The organism is Edaphobacter bradus (genome assembly GCF_025685645.1).
Classification (GTDB): Bacteria; Acidobacteriota; Terriglobia; order Terriglobales; family Acidobacteriaceae; genus Edaphobacter; species Edaphobacter bradus.
Genome location: NZ_JAGSYF010000004.1, coordinates 440,981 through 458,927, shown reverse-complemented (window position 1 = coordinate 458,927; position 17,947 = coordinate 440,981). Strand labels below are relative to the sequence as shown.

The 17,947-nt window shown below is 61.5% G+C and carries 15 protein-coding genes; 8 read left to right on the top strand and 7 right to left on the bottom strand.

Annotated features, from left to right (window positions below):
- The first annotated feature begins 111 nt into the window (after nucleotides 1-111).
- The 8 genes from OHL16_RS16985 (at nucleotide 112) to OHL16_RS16950 (ending at nucleotide 7,667) form a co-directional block, all read left to right on the top strand.
- Complete coding sequence (locus OHL16_RS16985; protein WP_263368372.1) at nucleotides 112-1,191, top strand: ThiF family adenylyltransferase; 1,080 nt, start codon at nucleotides 112-114, stop codon at nucleotides 1,189-1,191.
- Between the two features lie 213 nt (nucleotides 1,192-1,404).
- Complete coding sequence (locus OHL16_RS16980) at nucleotides 1,405-2,043, top strand: RNA polymerase sigma factor (protein WP_263368371.1); 639 nt, start codon at nucleotides 1,405-1,407, stop codon at nucleotides 2,041-2,043.
- A complete protein-coding gene (locus OHL16_RS16975) occupies nucleotides 2,040-2,348 on the top strand; it encodes a hypothetical protein (RefSeq protein WP_263368370.1) in 309 nt (102 codons plus the stop codon). The genes OHL16_RS16980 and OHL16_RS16975 overlap by 4 nt, the downstream gene beginning before the upstream one ends.
- 358 nt (nucleotides 2,349-2,706) lie before the next feature.
- Nucleotides 2,707-3,288 carry a shikimate kinase gene (locus OHL16_RS16970; RefSeq protein ID WP_263368369.1) on the top strand — a complete coding sequence of 194 codons (582 nt, stop codon included), beginning with the start codon at nucleotides 2,707-2,709 and terminating at the stop codon, nucleotides 3,286-3,288.
- A 43-nt stretch (nucleotides 3,289-3,331) separates the two neighbouring features.
- Nucleotides 3,332-4,426, top strand: coding sequence for an AI-2E family transporter (locus tag OHL16_RS16965; protein WP_263368368.1), 1,095 nt, complete (start codon nucleotides 3,332-3,334; stop codon nucleotides 4,424-4,426).
- Between the two features lie 190 nt (nucleotides 4,427-4,616).
- The gene (locus tag OHL16_RS16960; RefSeq protein WP_263368367.1) at nucleotides 4,617-5,240 is read left to right on the top strand and encodes a hypothetical protein; all 624 of its coding nucleotides are present in this window, start codon (nucleotides 4,617-4,619) and stop codon (nucleotides 5,238-5,240) included.
- Nucleotides 5,237-5,968 carry an RsmE family RNA methyltransferase gene (locus OHL16_RS16955; RefSeq protein WP_263368366.1) on the top strand — a complete coding sequence of 244 codons (732 nt, stop codon included), beginning with the start codon at nucleotides 5,237-5,239 and terminating at the stop codon, nucleotides 5,966-5,968. Before OHL16_RS16960 ends, OHL16_RS16955 begins: the two co-directional genes overlap by 4 nt.
- Nucleotides 5,969-6,644: 676 nt before the next feature.
- Nucleotides 6,645-7,667 carry a YXWGXW repeat-containing protein gene (locus tag OHL16_RS16950; protein WP_263368365.1) on the top strand — a complete coding sequence of 341 codons (1,023 nt, stop codon included), beginning with the start codon at nucleotides 6,645-6,647 and terminating at the stop codon, nucleotides 7,665-7,667.
- A 97-nt stretch (nucleotides 7,668-7,764) separates the two neighbouring features.
- Here the strand turns inward: OHL16_RS16950 and murG are convergent, their stop codons facing one another.
- The 7 genes from murG to OHL16_RS16915 all read right to left on the bottom strand — a co-directional run bounded on the left by murG (nucleotide 7,765) and on the right by OHL16_RS16915 (nucleotide 17,930).
- Nucleotides 7,765-8,877, bottom strand: a complete 1,113-nt coding sequence (murG, locus tag OHL16_RS16945; protein WP_263368364.1) for an undecaprenyldiphospho-muramoylpentapeptide beta-N-acetylglucosaminyltransferase — start codon at nucleotides 8,875-8,877, stop codon at nucleotides 7,765-7,767.
- The gene (gene ftsW, locus OHL16_RS16940; protein ID WP_263368363.1) at nucleotides 8,864-9,955 is read right to left on the bottom strand and encodes a putative lipid II flippase FtsW; all 1,092 of its coding nucleotides are present in this window, start codon (nucleotides 9,953-9,955) and stop codon (nucleotides 8,864-8,866) included. Before ftsW ends, murG begins: the two co-directional genes overlap by 14 nt.
- A gap of 25 nt (nucleotides 9,956-9,980) precedes the next feature.
- Nucleotides 9,981-11,336 (bottom strand): UDP-N-acetylmuramoyl-L-alanine--D-glutamate ligase, encoded by a 1,356-nt coding sequence (murD, locus tag OHL16_RS16935; RefSeq protein WP_263368512.1) that lies wholly within the window; start codon nucleotides 11,334-11,336, stop codon nucleotides 9,981-9,983.
- 15 nt (nucleotides 11,337-11,351) lie between these two features.
- On the bottom strand, nucleotides 11,352-12,488 hold the full coding sequence (gene mraY, locus OHL16_RS16930) for a phospho-N-acetylmuramoyl-pentapeptide-transferase (protein WP_263368362.1): 1,137 nt from the start codon (nucleotides 12,486-12,488) through the stop codon (nucleotides 11,352-11,354).
- Nucleotides 12,489-12,650: 162 nt separating this feature from the next.
- A complete protein-coding gene (locus OHL16_RS16925; RefSeq protein WP_263368361.1) occupies nucleotides 12,651-14,030 on the bottom strand; it encodes a UDP-N-acetylmuramoyl-tripeptide--D-alanyl-D-alanine ligase in 1,380 nt (459 codons plus the stop codon).
- Nucleotides 14,027-15,490 (bottom strand): UDP-N-acetylmuramoyl-L-alanyl-D-glutamate--2,6-diaminopimelate ligase, encoded by a 1,464-nt coding sequence (locus tag OHL16_RS16920; protein WP_317891086.1) that lies wholly within the window; start codon nucleotides 15,488-15,490, stop codon nucleotides 14,027-14,029. Before OHL16_RS16920 ends, OHL16_RS16925 begins: the two co-directional genes overlap by 4 nt.
- 97 nt (nucleotides 15,491-15,587) lie before the next feature.
- Nucleotides 15,588-17,930 (bottom strand): penicillin-binding transpeptidase domain-containing protein, encoded by a 2,343-nt coding sequence (locus tag OHL16_RS16915; RefSeq protein ID WP_263368359.1) that lies wholly within the window; start codon nucleotides 17,928-17,930, stop codon nucleotides 15,588-15,590.
- Nucleotides 17,931-17,947 lie beyond the last annotated feature (17 nt).

The window sequence follows — 17,947 nt, the reverse complement described above, 5'->3', positions numbered from 1 at the left end:
ACACCGCACGGATGCGGAAACCCTTACCAGATTGGCGGTCGGCCCCCTCCATCCCGGTCCATTCCCTATACTACGGAAGAGCAGCGTCTTCGGGCGTAGAAAGCCATCAGCATGTCCCACACTGTGCAAGAACCCGTCCCGGCCACCATCGACGATCAGGAGCGTTACTCCCGCCAGGTTCTCTTCTCCGGCATTGGAGTTGAAGGCCAGCGCCGCCTCGCAACATCTCACGCCGCCATCGTCGGCTGTGGAGCCACAGGCGCAGCCGCAGCCTCGCTCCTCGCCCGGGCCGGCGTCGGAACCCTCACCCTAATCGACCGAGACTTCGTCGAACCCTCCAATCTTCAGCGCCAGATTCTATTCGACGAACAGGACGCGCTCGACTCGCTCCCCAAGGCCGAGGCCGCCCGCCGCAAAATCGCCCTCTTCAACTCCACCATCCGCGTCAACGCGCACATCGCCGACCTTGTCCCGGCCAACGTCGCCGAGCTCCTCGGCCCCGCCCAGATCATTCTCGACGCCACCGACAACTTCGAGACGCGCTATCTCCTCAATGACTTCGCCGTCCAGCAGTCCAAGCCTTGGATCTACGCCGCGGCCATCGGCTCCTACGCCGCCACCATGAACATCCTCCCCGCAGCGCCCGAATCCTCCGAAACCTGGGAGCCCACCGCCTGCCTCGCCTGCATCTTCCCCAAGCCGCCCTCCGGCCCGGTTGAGACCTGCGACACGTCCGGCATCCTAGCCACCGCCGTCAACCTTGCCGCCTCCCTCCAGGTCACAGAAGCCCTAAAATTCCTCACCGGCCAGCCTCAACACATGCGCCGAACTCTCCTCTCCTTCGATCTCTGGACAGCAGAGCGCTCCGAGATCACCGCCGCTCACTCCCGCCCGGACTGCGAGGTCTGCGGCGGACGTGTCTTCACCCATCTCTCCGGCGAAGGCCGCCCCCACATCACTCTGTGCGGCCGCAACTCCGTCCAGATCCACGAACACCACCGCCCAGTCGACTTCGCCGCCATGCGCGACCGCCTCGCCCCCCACGGCGATGTCCGCTTCAACAACCTCCTGCTCCGCTTCGAGCGCCCGCCCCACACTCTGACCCTCTTCGCCGACGGAAGGGCCATCATCCAGGGCACCACTGACGTCGCCCTCGCCCGCTCCCTGTACGCCCGCTTTATCGGCTCCTGAGCCTTTTCAGGCCACTTATTCGCGACAACCATAGTATCATCAATCGCTTACGCCATTCCAGCCACACAACCTTTTCTCCCAACTCGCACTCTAAATCTTCTGATGATGAAAAATCCCGACTATTTCAAGTAGGCTTTTGGAAGGCAAAAACGAAACGGGGAAGACAAGTACCCCCAACCCGGGAGTCTAGCCATGGATCTCCAGAACCTACCGATGACAGAAAATAAAACCGTTCCAGGGTTGTTCAAACGAAATCCTCCCATTGCAGGCGAAACTGAGGCGATTGAACGCGCCAAGGCCGGTGACGCCGAAGCGTTCTCCCGCCTTTATGCGCTGCATAAGCGCCGGGTTTACACGCTATGCCTCCGCATGCTCGGCAACGTCTCTGAAGCCGAGGACATGACCCAGGAGGCCTTCCTCCACCTCTTCCGCAAGATCGGCAGCTTCCGCGGCGAGAGCGCCTTCTCCACCTGGCTGCACCGCCTCACGGTCAACCTCGTCCTCATGCACCTGCGCAAGAAGGGCCTGCAACTCGTCTCTCTTGAAGAGACCATCAACCCTTCTGAAGAGGACGCGCCCAAGCGTGACTTCGGCAGCCGCGATCCGCATCTGGCCGGCTCGGTCGACCGTGTCGCCCTCGAGCGCGCTGTCGCCTCACTGCCTCCCGGTTACCGCATGGTCTTCGTCCTCCACGACGTCGAAGGCTTCGAGCACAACGAGATCGCCGGCATGCTCGAATGCTCCACCGGCAACAGCAAATCGCAACTTCACAAAGCACGACTCAAACTCCGAGAGCTACTCCGTCAGCCCGAATCCACCAAGGAGGCCGACCTCAAGGAGGCGGCACTATGACATCCAACAACAATCACGGTTCCCCTGCTCCTATGTCCTGTGCGGAATTTCAAGAACAACTGCCTGATCTCTTCGCCTCTGGTTCCCATCAGATTCCTGACGGCGCTCTCCACGAACATCTGGGGACCTGCGACAACTGCTCTGCCCTGGTTCGCGACCTCCAGTACATCGCCGAGCAGGCCAGTCTTCTGCTCCAGCAGGTCGACGAAGACCCGAGCGACGACGTCTGGAAGAAGATCCAGGAGAGCATCGACACCGAACGAACCCAGACACCTGCGCCGCCCCTCAAGGCCGAGCCTGTCTGACCCCGGTTCCTCGCGTAGGACATTGCATCACCTCACGGCGCTGAAACCAAATCAGTTCCAGCCCGTTTGGCGGAGCATTCTCGCAAACCGCGGCTGAAGGCTCCAGCGAGTGCCTGAAAACCCGCTTGCGTCGCCGCCCGGCCTCGTGTAGCCTATCGCCAGCATGTTGAACCACCTCCACACCGGCCGATTTAGCTACTGCTACTGGTATTGGCACAGTCGCGGCCGGCGGAACGCATGCACCTCTGAAATGAGCTAAATCCTCAGAGTCATCGATCTTCCCGAGCCGCGACCCCAAAGGTCGCGGCTTTTGCTTTGCCGCAACATCAACCCCAGCAACTACACTTTGGAGAGTCCCATGACGCCCGCCACCACGACCGATACTCTCACCCCGGCAATCGTCACACCCGCTGAGTTGCCCTCGCACGTCAAGCGGCTCGTGCTCACCGGCTTCATGGGGGCCGGCAAATCCACCATCGGTCGCCTGCTCGCCTCGCGTCTCGGCTGGAACTTCCTCGATGTCGACACCCACCTTGAGCGCCGCGCCGGAGCCACCATCCCCGAGCTCTTCGAGCGCCACGGAGAAGCTCGCTTCCGCCGCCTCGAGTCCACCGCCCTCGCCTCGGCCCTCTCAGCCACCTACACCGTCCTCGCGCTCGGCGGAGGCGCCCCTGAAAGCCTCACTAATCGCCTTCTGATCGAGCAGACCCCCGGGACCTTCACCATCTTCCTTGACGCCCCATTCCCCACTCTCTTTGACCGCTGCATGCTCCAGGACATCGCCCGTCCTGTCCTCCAGGACCCCGCCGCCGCTGAGCTCCGCTTCGCCCACCGCCATCCCCTCTATGCCCGCCTCGCGCAGCTCACCATTGAAACCTCGGAGCACACACCCGAGCAGACCGTCGATGCCCTGCTGCTGGCCCTGAAGAGACAACCCTGAATCAAACTCCGCACTCCCGCCCCTAGGCCCCACGGCGGCATAGTTGCAGCATCCTACTCCCGTACCGCAGGAGACAACGCTGGCTACCTCACTGCACGAACCAATGCGTGACGAAGAGAAACGTTCTCGAGGCGCCGTTCGCGGCAACATCCTCTTCACCATCGGCGTCCTGCTCCTCCTGGCGCTCGCCTGGGTCCTCCTCAAGGAGCTGGTTATCCTCTACGTCAGCGCCCTCTTTGCTGCCGTTCTCATGCCCGCCGTCGACCGCATCACAGAGTTCAAGGTCCGCAACTGGCATCCCTCCCGTCCGGTCGCCATCCTGATCCTCTTTGTCGGAGCCACGCTCCTCCTCGGCGCTTTTTTCACGGTGGGACTTCCTCCCGTTCTGCGCGATCTCACCCAATTCACCGACGAGCTTCCCGGCCGCATCCCCGCCTTCGTTGCGAAGTTTCACAAGCTTCCCTTCGTCGACAGGCTCAACGTCGACGCCATCGTTACCCGCGCCGAAGGCGCCCTCGCCGCCACAGCCAGCTATCTCCTTACCTCGCTTCCTCTCTGGCTCTCGCACCTCTTCGACATCCTCACCGCCGCTTTCCTCTGCATCTACTTCATGCTTGAGGGCGAGCACGCCTACCGCTTTTTCCTTTCTCTGTTCCCCCTCCCGCAACGCCTCCGTCTCGACGCCACCCTCCAGCGCGCCAACCAGAAGATCAGTAAATGGCTCCTCGGACAGGGCCTGCTCATGCTCATCCTCGGCATCTCCAGCACCATCGTCTTCGGACTCCTGCACGTTCGCTATTTCCTTCTCCTCGGCTTCCTCATGGGCCTCTTCAACATCATCCCCGTCGCCGGAGGCATCATCACCATCTGCCTCTCAGCCGGGGTTGCCGCACTCGACTCCTGGACCAAGATGGCTGCCGTCCTCGCCTTCTACCTCGTCTACGTCAACGTCGAGAACGCCTACCTCATCCCCCGCATCATGCGCTCCAGCGTCAATCTCATGGGCCTCACCATCCTCGTCTCGCTCCTCCTTGGCACTTCCCTCGCCGGCGTAGTCGGAGCGCTTGTCGCCGTCCCCACGGCCGCCCTCCTCTCCGTCCTGCTAGATGAGTACGCCGTTCAGAAGGGCCCGGCCTGAACCTCGCAGCACTGCATTCAAGGACTTTGCCTTGCTCAAAGCCGTCATTGCGGCTTTGGCCGCTGAAGTGCTTCTCCTCTGTGAAAAGGCCTCTACACCGCAAGCATTACCTAGTCTCTAGCTCTCCGTGTATTGCACACGTGCAGGTGCTTACGGTATAAAATGGCGCTCTACGACCTGAACAAAACCCGTGTCCGAACTCCAACTAATCCATCCCGACCGCCGCAACCTCCTGGCCCCCGTTCTCATCGCTTTCGTGGTCCTCGGCATCGCTATTGCTCTGGTCCTCCGCTACACCCCTCATCGGACGGCCGACCTCGCCATTACACACACCGCTGTCTATCCCGCCCACACCGTCTTCAAGTCTGACTCCCTGGTCGTCGGCAGCGACAAGACCGAGGACGATCTCTACGTCCTGACGAACCTCCACATTCAGGACCGCCTCAACCTGCCGCTCTTCATCAAGGACTTCACCGCGACGCTCATCACCTCCGACGGTCAGCAGTTCGACTCGAGCGCGGCCGAGAAGGCCGACCTCGAAAACATCTACGCCGTCTTTCCGGCCATCCGGCCCCTCGCATCAGAGCCTCTGCTGCGCGAGACCTTCATCGGGCCCAGCAAGTCCGCCGATGGAATGCTTCTGCTGCACTTCCCCGTGACTCTCGAAGTCTGGCAACATCGCCAATCCGCCGTCCTCCAGGTACATCTCTACCATCAGGGCCCGCTCTCCATCACAATTCCGATCGAAAGCAGCAAGGCGGCCGCTACCCACTCTCAAGGTACCGATCAGGACAAGCCCTCCGAGCAGGAATGACCCGCCGCCGCTGGATCGCCGACACCTGGACCGCCACCACCGCAACGCTTACTGGTGACCAGGCCGCTCACCTCGCCCGCGTCCTTCGCGCAACGCCCGGCCAGATCTTCGACGTCGTCGCAGGCGGCTTCCTCCACCGCGCCGAGATCACGTCCGTCAGCGCCGGCGGCGATGACAAGGACTCCGAGGTCGTCTTCACCCTCCACGAAGAGCTCGAATCAGACACCGCGCTTCCCCTTCACCTGCTACTCGCCGTGTTCAAGTTCGACCACATGGAGTGGGCCATCGAAAAGGCCACCGAGCTAGGCGTCGCCCGCATCACCCCCATCCTCGCGCGCCGCACCGACAAGCATCTCGCCCAATCCGCCCCCAAGCGCGCCGAACGCTGGCGCCGCATCGCCCTCGAGTCCTCCAAGCAATCGCGCCGCACCACCATCCCCTCCATTGAAGACCCCGCTCCGCTCAAGCTCACCCTCGAGCGCGAGACCAGCCCCACGCGAATCCTCCTCTCAGAGACGGAGCAGGCCACAACAATCGCCGCCGCGCTCGCCAGCTCCCCACTCTCCAACATCGCACTCGCCATCGGTCCCGAAGGCGGCTGGACCGCCGAAGAGATGGCCCTCTTCACCAGTCACATGTGGCAGCACGTCACCCTCGGCCCTCGCATCCTCCGAGCCGAAACCGCCGCGATCGCTGCCATCGCCATCACGTCCTCCCACCTTCTCTAGAAATCCTGGCCAAATCCTACGCCGTTGCAGACCCTCACGTTAGTTGTTGCCATTGCCTGCTGTTCCGGCTGCCGTTCCTCTGCGATCTTCGCGCAACCTTTGCGCTCTTTGCGTTCGCCTTTGCAGTTCCCTTTCTTGTTGCAGCAGCCTGCCCTGAGCGAAGTCGAACGGGAGGAACCTTGCCTTCCCCCCCAACCAGCCAATGACCGTCATTTCGACCGGAGCATGTGCTGCGCGCTAACCTGCGAGTTTTCCACAGAAAATCTTGTCAAGCCCCCAATCCACTCAACCCAATCAAAACAAACAGCTTCCAAGTGGCAGACCAGTTTCCCGAACTTGCTAGAATTGAAATAGAGCAAGGCCCCGGAAATCCGAACCTTTCCTCTTAGCCATAACCCATTTCGTTTGAATATTTTGACCTGCAACCCCTTTGTTTTGAATATTTTATACCCACGCCCCATAGTCAAGCCAAATAGAATCAATACTTTACGCCAAACACCCCGGGGGGGAGTGGGCTGAACCGCTGTTCACTCTTATGCAACAAAACAATCCCCGTTGTGTCTAATAGAATGAGTGCCTGATCCGGAAACGCTAACCGGGCAGGAACCTCAGTCAGCCGTCCTCGAAGCCCAGAAAGAACGGACAGAAACGAAGGCCCGGCCGGCAAGGCAAAAATATGAAGCTCTTCCGCCGTCTCAGTAACCTGGTTGGCGCAGTAGCGTTGGCTGGGGCCCTGCTCTTCGCTGCTCCCGCGGCGTCACACGCATCAGTTTTCGTATCGATCGCTCCGCCTGCCATTCCCGTCTACGCGCAACCTGAAATCCCTGGCGATGGCTACATCTGGACGCCAGGCTACTGGGCCTGGACCGAGGACGGCTACGAGTGGGTCAATGGCGCCTGGGTCTATCCGCCTTACGCCGGAGCCCTCTGGACGCCCGGCTACTGGGGCTGGGGCCCTTACGGCTACTTCTGGAACGCCGGATACTGGGGACCATTCGTCGGCTACTACGGTGGCCTTAACTACGGCTTTGGATACTTCGGAACAGGCTTCTACGGCGGATTCTGGCGTGGCGGACACTTCTGGTACAACAGCTGCTATAACCACTTCGGCCACGGCTTCGGCGGCTACCATAATGTCTACAACCGCCCCTTCCGCGGCTTTGACGGACGCCCCGGCGGCCCGGGCTTCGTCCACACCGGAAGAGACTTTGGCGGCAACGGCAACCGTGGATCGTACGTGAACGGCCACAACTTCGCGGGTAACAACTTCGGAAACCGCGGCGCAGGCTTCAACCGCACCTCTGTGGGAACCAACCACAATGGCGGCTTCGGCAACACGGCTCGTCCAGCGTACAACGGCAACTTCAATACCGGCCACAACTTCTCCGGTAATACATCGCATAACTTCGCGATGCCCAGCCAGGGACGCTCAATGGGTAATTTCGCCAGCGCGCAGCCCCGCCCCAGCTACGGCGGAGGCGGGAGCTTCCGTGGCAACAGTGGCTTCGTCGGTGGTGGTAGCAGCTTCCGTGGCAACGGCGGCTTCGGCGGTGGCGGCTTCCACGGTAACAGCGGCTACGGCGGTGGCGGCGGCTTCCACGGCGGTGGTTTCGGCGGTGGCGGTTTCGGCGGTGGCGGCGGCTTCCATGGCGGCGGTGGTGGAGGTGGCTTCCACGGCGGCGGCGGCGGACATCGCTAGCCAACCTACCCAGAAAACCAACCGGGCTGAGGAGAACCTCCTCAGCCCATTCTCATTTAATTCTCGAAGGCGCGATGAACAATCGCAATTTCAGACTTCACCCGCGCCGAGCCAACTCCACAATCATCTGCCCAATCTCTCGCACCGCATTCGGATGGGCCAGCCTCTTCACCTTACGCCCCATCTCGGACCGCCTCGCTGAGTCCCGCAGCAGACCCGACAGGTCCTCGAGAAGGAAACCCGTCATCAGTTCATCCGAGCCCTGCACCCTCAGCTCCGCGGCCCCTGCCGCCACGAACACCTCAGCATTGCGAAGCTGGTGGTCATCCGCCGCTCCCGGAAAGGGTACAAGGAGCGACGCTCGTCCTGCAGCAGCGAGTTCCGCGACCGTACTCGCTCCGCTACGGCACAGAATGAGGTCGGCCTCGGCAAATCTCCTCGGCATATCGTCGAGGAACTCCGCCACCTGCCAGCGACTCGAGTCTGCCACATTCGCGCGATATGCCTCTTCGGTCGTCTTTCCGAACCTGGCGCCGGCCTGGTGCAGAATCGTGAGACCCGGCACCCTCTCCAGCAACTGCGACGCAATTCGCGGCAGAACCTCGTTGAAGATACGCGCTCCCTGGCTTCCACCGAAGACCAGCAGATGCAGCGGCTGCTCCAGGTTGGTCGGCCTGGGCTCAACTGCAAAGAACTCCGATCTAAGCGGAATCCCTGTCACATGCGCATTGCGAAAATACCGGCAGGTCTCTGCGAAGTTCACCGCCGCCGCATTCACCCACTTGCCCACCAACCGGTTCGCCAGCCCGGGAACAGCGTTCGGCTCAAAGGCCAACGTAGGAACGCGCAGCAGAATCGCCGCCATCATTGCCGGCCCCGACGCATACCCACCAACCCCCACCACCACATTGGGCTTGAAGCTCCGCAGCAACTCCACGCAGCGCATCACGCCCAGCGGCAGATCGAACAGCGTCCGCGCCCGCGTTGCGAGGCCCACATTCTTCAACTGTCCTACGCGAATCAACTCCAGCGGAAAGCCCGCCTCAGGCACCAGCCGCGTCTCCATCCCGCGCGCGGTCCCTACAAACCGCACTTCAGCTCCATGCGCATCGCGCAGCTCCCGCGCAAATGCGAGCGCCGGAATCACATGCCCGCCAGTTCCACCACCTGCAATCAGAACTCGCAACACAGCCGCCTCAGTCGATCTCACGAGTCACATTCAGCAGCACGCCCATACTCGCCAGCATCACAAACAGAGACGTACCACCAAACGAGACGAACGGTAGCGTGATTCCCTTGGTCGGCAGCAGCGCCACCACAACGCTCATGTTGAAGAACGCCTGGATCAACACCGTCGTCGTAAGCCCGAAGGCCAGAAACCTCGCAAACGGATCGGTCGAGAGATACGCCGCCCGCAGCCCGCGATATCCCAGCGCGACAAACAGCGCAATCAGCAGCAGCGCGCCAATCAGTCCTAGTTCCTCGCACACGTTCGCGTAGATGAAGTCCGTATGCGGCTCCGGCAGATAGAACAGCTTCTGCCTTCCCTCCATCAATCCCAGTCCACGGATTCCGCCCGTGCCAACCGCGATCAGCGACTGGAGAATATGGAACCCCGTCCCCCGTGGATCGGCCTCAGGATTCAGATAAGCCAGCATTCTGGCCCGACGCCACGGCACGCGGAACAACATGTAATACAGCACGGGAGTCGCGCACAACACCCCAATGCCGAGATACCTGACCTGCAATCCGGCAAGGTACAGCATCAGAGCCGTCACCGCCACGCACACAATCGCTGTGCCAAGGTCCGGCTCCTTCAGGATCAGCGCCACAAAGATTAGCGGAGGCAGCGCCGCCTTCAAAATCGTTCCGCGCCAGTCGTCCATCTTGTGGATGCGCGTCTGCAGAAAGTACGCAAGAAACAGGACCAGCGTGGGCTTAGCCAGCTCCGAAGGCTGAAAGCTCATGAAGCCGAACCGGAACCAGCGATGTGTGTTGTGCGAATCGCGCATCGCAAAAACGCCGATCAGCAGCACCAGTGTGATCCCGACCGCAGTAAACACAACCTTAGGATTGTTGTATCGCCGGTAGTCCACCTGCATCAGCAGGGCCAGCGCGATCATACCCACAACGGCCCAGCCAGCCTGCCTCAGCATGAATTGATAAGGAGAACCATACTCCGCCTTCGCCATCACAGCCGAGGCGGAGAAGACCATCACCAGCCCAAACAGCACCAGTAGCAGCACCACTCCGAAGAGCCACTTGTCCACCCCTACTCTCTTCGCCATCGCTCAACTTCGCTTCCCGCTGCTCTCAGCTCAACTCATTCACGATCTGCCGAAAGGTACGCCCGCGATGCTCGTAGTTCTCAAACTGATCGAAGCTAGAACAGGCCGGCGCCAGCAGCACAACATCTCCAGGAACTGCGGCCTTCTGGGCCTCGCGGACCGCAATATTGATCGTTCCTGCTCCCACCATCTTCACGACTCCGCTCAACTGCTGCTCAATCTTTTCCGCTGCAGAACCAATCGTATAAACAGCCTTCACCCGCTCCTTCAGCAGCGACGCAAGCTCCGCGTAGTCGGAGTCCTTGTCCTTGCCGCCGAGAATCAGGTGAATTCCCCGCGGAAACGACGCGACCGCCTTCATCGTCGCGTCAACATTCGTCGCCTTCGAGTCGTTGAAGTACTCCACCCCATTCAGCACCCGCACAAACTCCAGCCTGTGTTCCACGGCCTTGAAGCTCGCCACCGAACCCCGAATCTTCTCCGGCGCAACTCCGGCAAGACGCGCCACGCACACCGCAGCCAGCACGTTCTCCACGTTGTGCGAGCCCTTCAGCCCGATCTCCCTCACGGGCATCACCGGCTCTGCCTTCGCGCCCTCGCGAGGTACAAACACAATGCTCTCGCCGTGCACAAACGCACCTTGCTTAATTGGCCTGCGCAGACTGAACCAGTAAATCTGCGCCTTAGTCTTCGCCGCGATCATCTGCGCCGGCTTGTCCTCGGCGTTCAGTATGAGGAAGTCTTCCGCCGTCTGCCGCTCCGTGATCCTTGCCTTCGCGCCCGCATACGCCTCAAAGCTGCCATGACGGTCCAGATGGTCCGGAGTGATGTTCAGCACCACCGCGATCTGCGGATGAAACTCGACGACCGTCTCCAGTTGAAAGCTCGACACTTCCAGCACATTCTTAGTCTCCGGCGTGCTCCCTGCCACCAGGTCGATCACAGGCAGCCCGATATTGCCGCCCACCTGTGTCGGCAGCCCCCCATCGCTCAGGATCTTCCCCACGAGGGTCGTCGTCGTCGTCTTGCCGTTCGACCCTGTAATCGCAATCACCTGCCCCTGCAGAAACCGGCTCGCCAGCTCCAGCTCGCCAATCACGTCCATCCCATAGCCGATAACCTGCCTCACCTCAGGCGTATCCATCGGCACGCCCGGCGAGACCACGATCAGGTCCTGCCGCCGAAACGTCAACAGCCCATGGCCTCCGCTCTCGACCATGATTCCCGCATCGAGCAGCGCCGGGATCTCCTTCGCGAACGCCACCGCGCTGCGCGCATCGCTCACCGTCACGCGCGCGCCCAGCTTGCGCAGAAACATAGCCGCCGAAAGCCCCGACTTCCCTAACCCCACAACCAGTACGCGCTTATTCTTCAAATCCATCATCTATCCACGTCCTCACCGCAGCTTCAAAGTCGTCAACGCCAACAGCGCAAAGATCAGCGCCAGAATCCAGAACCGCGCAATCACCTTCGACTCCGACCACCCCATCAGCTCAAAGTGATGGTGCAGCGGAGCCATTTTAAAGATGCGCTTGCCATTGCGCAGTTTATAGCTTCCCACCTGCAACATCACACTCACGGCCTCCATGATGAATACGCCGCCAATGAACGGCAGCAGCAGCTCCTGCTTGATCGCCACTGCGACTGTCCCGATTGCTCCGCCCAACGCCAGGCTTCCCACATCGCCCATGAAGATCTCCGCCGGATGCGCGTTGTACCAGAGGAACCCGATGCTCGCCCCCACCATCGCCCCGCAGAAGACCGTCAACTCGCTCACCATCGGCATGCGCTGCAGCTCAAGATAGTCGCTAAAGACCACATGCCCGCTCACATAGGTCAGCATCGTCAGCGCGCCGGCCGCAACAATCGTGCAGCCGATCGCGAGCCCGTCCAGCCCGTCCGTCAGGTTCACCGCATTGCTGGAGAAGGCGATAACCAGCATCACGAACACCACGAATGGCAGATAGGCCAGCCAGTGCATATGCGGAACATGCCCAATCCAGTCCCAGACCATGTCCGGACGAAAGCGCTTCAGGAAGGGGAACATCAGCCTGGTCGAATAGTTGCCATGTGCCTGCAGCCGCAGCAGCGCGATCGCAACTCCGCAGCTTGCCAGCAGTTGCAGCCCCAGCTTCTCCCTGGCTGTGAGTCCGAGGTTCCGCCGGTGCACCACTTTGATGTAGTCGTCGGCGAACCCGATCGCTCCAAACGCCAGCGTCGACAGCATCACGATCCATACAAATGGATTCGACAGATCCGACCACAATAGCGTTGGCACCAAGATCGAGATACAGATCAGCACCCCGCCCATCGTTGGCGTGCCGCTCTTCTTCTGGTGCGACTGCGGCCCCTCTTCGCGGATGTACTGGCCGATCTGAAACTCCCTAAGCCGCTCAATCACATACGGGCCGATCAGCAGACCGATCAGCAGCGCCGTAAGGCTCGCAAACACCGTGCGAAACGTCAGATAGCGAAAGATGCGAAAGAGACGAAAGTAAGGAAATAACTTCTGGTAGAGCAGCCAATAGAGCAAAACGTCCGCCTTTATCTCACGATCAAATCCACGTAAAAACCGCGGCTTCCCGGCGCGCCGCAATCTCTCGATATCTTAGAACACGCCCGCCCTTGCGCCGGAATGCAATTTCCTCGGCGAATCCAAGACGATTCGCACAACAGACCTGCACTTTCAGTAATGCTAGCTACTCAGCGCAGCCAGCGCCCGCTCCAGCCGCACTCCCCGCGAGGCCTTCAGCAACACAATATCGCCGACCCTGACATTGCTGTGGAGCCACTCTCCCGCGGCCTCCGCATCCTTCACAAACTCCGCCTCCACCCCGAGCGCTCCTGCCTCCCGAACAATCGCCTCCGCCGCGCCTCTGACTCCCACCACGACCGAGACACCGCGCTCGGCCATTCGCCGGCCACATGCCGCATGCAGCGACTCCGCCTCCGGCCCAAGCTCCAGCATCTCCCCGGCCACCACAATATGGCGTTCCCCAGGCATCGCCAGCAGAGCATCCACCATCGCGTCCAGCGCCCGCGGGTTTGAGTTGTAGCTGTCGTTGATAAGCTTCGCGCCGCGCCATTCGAGCACCTCGCCGCGCTTGTCTCCGGCGCGCAACTCGCCAACCGCCGCGGCGCACTCCTGCAGCGTCATCCCGCTCCGCAGCCCCACGGCAATCGCCGCAAGCGCGTTCAGAACGTTGTGCCGCCCCAGCAGCTTCAACCGCACGCTCGCCCGTTGCCTCTTCGACTCAACGGTGAAGGCCACACCCTCGCCAGCGATCTCGGCCACATCGACGGCCCGCACCTCGGCTCCCTCGCCAAGCCCGTAATAGACAGCGCGCCCACCCATCCCGCGCCCGAACTCCTTCACATAAGGATCGTCGAAGTTCAGTACCGCCACGCCATCCTTCGGCAACGCCTCCACCAGCTCGTACTTCGCCCGCGCGATTCCCACCAATCCGTCGGGAAAGAACTCCATATGCACCGGCGCAACGTTCGACACCACAGCCCAGTTCGGCTCCGCGATCTTTGCCAGCGCGGCGATCTCCCCCGCATGGTTCATCCCCATCTCGATCACTGCGACCTCATGCTCGCGCTCAAGCTTAAGCAGTTGCAGCGGCAGACCAAACGCATTGTTCAGATTTCCCAGCGACTTCAGCACCGTGGACCGCGCCCCCAGCACCTGTGCCACGGCCTCCTTGGTCGTCGTCTTCCCCGCCGAGCCCGTAACGCCGATCACTCTGCCGCCCCACTCCCGCCGAACCGCGTGCGCCAGCTTTTGCAGCGCCAGCAGGACACAGTCGTCGCAGGCCGGAACCCGCAGCAATTTCGTCTCGTCCACGTCAGCCGGCACAATCCAACCCATGCTGACAACCGCAGCCACTGCGCCATCCGCCAGAGCTGCAGCGACAAAGTCGTGCCCATCCAGGCGCTCACCCTTCACGGCAAAGAACAGATCGCCGGCCCCAATCGTTCGCGAATCAATCCCGTACCCCAGGGCCTCCGCTGAAGTATCAAAGTTCCCCTCCGCATGAATCCAATCCGCAATCTGCCCCAACGTCAGCTTCATCCAATCTCCTTCAAAACACCGGCAGCTACAGCCACGTCATCAAACGGAACTGTGGCACCCTTCAGCACCTGCACCTTCTCATGCCCCTTGCCCGCAAGCAGAACAATGTCGCCCGACCGCGCCGCGCGAATCGCAATCCCAATCGCCTTCGCGCGATCAGGTTCAACGAGGCATTCCGTTTCTGTCTCCTTCACGCCAGCCAGGGCCTCCGCGATGATCGCCATCGGCTCCTCGCTGCGCGGGTTGTCGCTCGTCAGCACCACCAGATCGCTTCCCTCGCCCGCCGCTCGCCCCATCTTCGGACGCTTCGTTCTGTCGCGGTCCCCGCCGCAGCCGAACAGCGTGATCACACGTCCGCTGCTCTCTTTCTCCAACTCACGTGCCAGTGAGATCAGGTTCCGCAGGGCGTCGTCTGTGTGAGCGTAGTCCACCACCACAGTCACGCCGTTCTTTGAAGGCACCACCTCGAACCTTCCCGGAACCTGCGCTCCGGACGCCGCGCCTGCAGCAATCTGCTCCAGCGACATTCCACGCGCCCACGCAGCCGCGCTCGCCGCCAGCAGGTTGTACACATTCACGTGCCCCGTCAGCGACGACCGCATCTCAACGGCCCCCACAGGAGTCATCATCCGGAACCGCGTCTCCCCCGCACGCATCCGCACATCCTCGGCACGAAACTCCCCACTGCCCACCACGCCATAGCGCAACATCTGCGATCGGTCGATCGACGCAGCGAGCCGCGCGCCAAAGGCATCGTCTACATTCACCACGGCAACGCGCGGAGGAGGCGCGCCAACTCCTTCGAACAGCCTCGTCTTCGCCGCGAAGTAGTTCTCCATCGTCCCGTGATAGTCGAGGTGGTCCTGCGTCAGGTTCGTAAAGATCCCGACCTCCACCGGCAGCCCCCACACCCGCTCCTGCTCCAGCGCATGCGAGCTCATCTCCATCACGGCCTCGGTCGCTCCAGCCGTTACCCCCTCGGCGAAGATCTCCAGAACATCACGGCTCTCCGGAGTTGTATGCGGCGACTCCCTCACCTCTCCCGCTACGTGCGTCTCAATCGTCCCGATCAGCACGCACGTCCGTCCTGCGCTGCGCAACATTTCTTCCAGCAAAAACGCCGTTGTCGTCTTCCCGTTCGTCCCCGTTGCTGCGCTCAGCGCAAGCTTCCTCTGAGGATGCCCCATGACCGCCGAACTAGCCTCTGCCAGCGCCCGCCGCCCGTGCTCCACCAGTGCCGCAGCGATCTCAGGATGCTCCTGCCGCACCTTTTCGTACGCCTCGCGCGAGTCCGTCATCACGGCAAGGGCGCCATGCGCAACCGCAGCCTCGATATAACGGTTCCCGTCCGAGCTGCCACCGCGCATCGCAACAAACAGGTCGCCACGCACCACGCGCCGCGAATCATACGCGACCCCGGTGACCTCCACCGGCCCGCCCGCGCACGCCAGCGTCGCCACCTCAAGCAAGATTTCACTCCATTGCATACCCACCGATTCTAAGCTGCCTGAACGCACTCACAAACACACAGCCGCGCTCCGACCTTAGGCGATAACACTACCGGCCGAACCGGACGACTACCTCAGTCCCCACGGGAACCATCGTGCCGGCTGCCGGAACCTGTTCCCGCGCCAGACCGCTCCCCAAGGCCTGCACGCGTAGCCCAACCGAGTCTGCCTTCTCCACTACAGCTCGCAACGCGGCACCATCAAACGCCGGAACCGCCACGTGCTTGCTGGCATCGACCAAGACCCCGCCATTAGCGCGCGCCTGTGACGCAGGGGCAATCTTCGACGCCTCGAGCGCAGCCGACGCCCTCTGCTCATCGGGCATCGACGAGCCCGTCGTCCCACCAGCGCGGAACGCCGCCAGGACTTTGGCCGGCAGCAGATTCAGGACGCCCGAACTCTTGCCCGTACCCTTCGTCGCGGCTCTTGCAGAGCCAGTCTTGTCTTCGTCAACCGCGGCGGCCTCCGTTGCTGCTCCAACGTTCGCCGGGGTCCGTAACGGATCATCCGCCGGAAGACTATTGACGTCGGCAAACATCGCATTCAGATCGGCGGAGCTGTCTGCTACTGAGTCATCGACGACATCATTCTGCGCGATCAGCTCTTTCTTCGTCTTCAACGGCTGATCATGCGGCACGCCAAGGTACTCGAGCACCTGCTGCGCAACCTCGGCGAAGACGGGCGCGCTCGTCTCCGCTCCATATCGCGTGCCCACGGTCGGAGTATCGATGACTACTGCGATTGAGACCGCCGGATTGCTGACCGGAGCAAACCCCGCGAAGCTGGCGACAAGCTTCGTGTGCGAGTAGGTATGAGTCGCAGGATCGATCTTCTGCGCCGTGCCCGTCTTTCCAGCAGAGCTGTAGCCGTTAAGTGCCGCCCGCCTTCCCGTGCCTTCTGTGACAATTCCCTGCATCATCATGCGCATCTTGGCAGAGGTGATCTCTCTGATCACGCGATGTGCTCCATCGGGCAGCGTAGACGGCAACTGGTTGGCGGGCCGGAAAGCGGCCGGCTTCAGCCTCGCATCGCCCTTCATCTGATCAGTCGACTGAAGCAGAATATGCGGGGGCATGTACACACCGCCGTTCGCAATCGCGCTCACCATGGTGACCAGCTGCACCGGCGTGACGGCGACTTCCTGCCCGATCGCCATCGACAGGATGCTGGTCGCCCCCCATTTCTTGGGATTACGCAAAAGACCGCGGGTCTCGCTGGGCAGTTCGATGCCGGAACGATCTCCGAAGCCGAAGCTGCGCATGTAATCGTAGAACCTCTGATTTCCCAGCTTCAGCGCCATCTTCGCCGCGCCCACGTCACTGGAATGCTCGAGCGCGTACTGCACCGTCACCCGACCAAATCGGTCGGATCTGTCGTCATGCAAGGTACGGCCATACATGGTCATGGCGCCGTTCTGGCAATCCACGATATCGGTCGGCTGAACGCCCGCCGCATCCAGGGCAGCCGCGTACGTAACCAGCTTGAAGGTTGAGCCCGGCTCATAGACATCGCTCACCGCAAGGTTTGTCAGCACGCTCGCATCCATGTGCCGCTGGTCGTTGGGATTGAAGCGCGGTGCAATGGCGAGCGCGAGAATCTGGCCAGTGTGCGGGTCCTGCACCACGACGGTGCCGTGCGCCGCCTTCATCTTCTCCATCTGGGCATCAAGGGCCCGCTCCGCCATGTACTGAATGTTCGCGTCTATCGACAGCACCAGGTTCTCGCCGGGCATCGGCTGGCTCTCTTCGCTTCCCAGCACATGCCGCTTGGCATCAATCGCCGTAAGCATGTGGCCGGGAGTGCCGTGCATGTCATCGTCGAACTCGCGCTCCAGCCCGCCAAGCCCTGTATCGTCGGTGCCCACATAGCCCAGCACCTGCGCGGCAAGATCATTGTTCGGATAGAAGCGCTTGAACTCTTTCTGGAAGTAAACGCCCTTCAGATTCAGCTCACGAATCCTGTCGGCCGTGTCCGCATCCACCCTACGCGCTACCCACGCAAAATTCCGCGAGGCATTGAACCGCGCCAGCATCTGCTGCTGCGACGTGAAGTTGTCCCTGGGGTCGGCGTGAACGATCTTCGCCAGGATCTCCGCTGCATTCTCCCGGTTGTCGCCCAGTTCGTTCGGCACGGCATAGATGCTGTCTACCAGCACCGTCATCGCCAGCTCTTTCAGATTGCGGTCATACAGCACTCCGCGCCTCGGTGCGACTTCAAAGGTCCTCTGCTGCTGCTTCGCAGCCTTCTCGACAAAATCGCCGTGCCGCACCACCTGCAGCCAAACCAACCGCAGCCCAATCAGCGACGTCCAGAAGCAGAAAAAGAGCGCCACGTAGGCAAACCGGATTCTCCGTATCGGAGCGGTCAACGTCTGCCGTGGCGCTTTGTTCATCTCAATCCTGTACTTGC

Coding starts and splice junctions, on each gene's coding strand:
- murD (WP_263368512.1), bottom strand. CDS start 11,336: ATGGATTTGAAGAATAAGCGCGTACTGGTTGTGGGGTTAGGGAAGTCG.
- OHL16_RS16950 (WP_263368365.1), top strand. CDS start 6,645: ATGAAGCTCTTCCGCCGTCTCAGTAACCTGGTTGGCGCAGTAGCGTTG.
- OHL16_RS16915 (WP_263368359.1), bottom strand. CDS start 17,930: ATGAACAAAGCGCCACGGCAGACGTTGACCGCTCCGATACGGAGAATC.
- OHL16_RS16925 (WP_263368361.1), bottom strand. CDS start 14,030: ATGAAGCTGACGTTGGGGCAGATTGCGGATTGGATTCATGCGGAGGGG.
- OHL16_RS16980 (WP_263368371.1), top strand. CDS start 1,405: ATGACAGAAAATAAAACCGTTCCAGGGTTGTTCAAACGAAATCCTCCC.
- OHL16_RS16975 (WP_263368370.1), top strand. CDS start 2,040: ATGACATCCAACAACAATCACGGTTCCCCTGCTCCTATGTCCTGTGCG.
- OHL16_RS16970 (WP_263368369.1), top strand. CDS start 2,707: ATGACGCCCGCCACCACGACCGATACTCTCACCCCGGCAATCGTCACA.
- OHL16_RS16955 (WP_263368366.1), top strand. CDS start 5,237: ATGACCCGCCGCCGCTGGATCGCCGACACCTGGACCGCCACCACCGCA.
- ftsW (WP_263368363.1), bottom strand. CDS start 9,955: ATGGCGAAGAGAGTAGGGGTGGACAAGTGGCTCTTCGGAGTGGTGCTG.
- OHL16_RS16985 (WP_263368372.1), top strand. CDS start 112: ATGTCCCACACTGTGCAAGAACCCGTCCCGGCCACCATCGACGATCAG.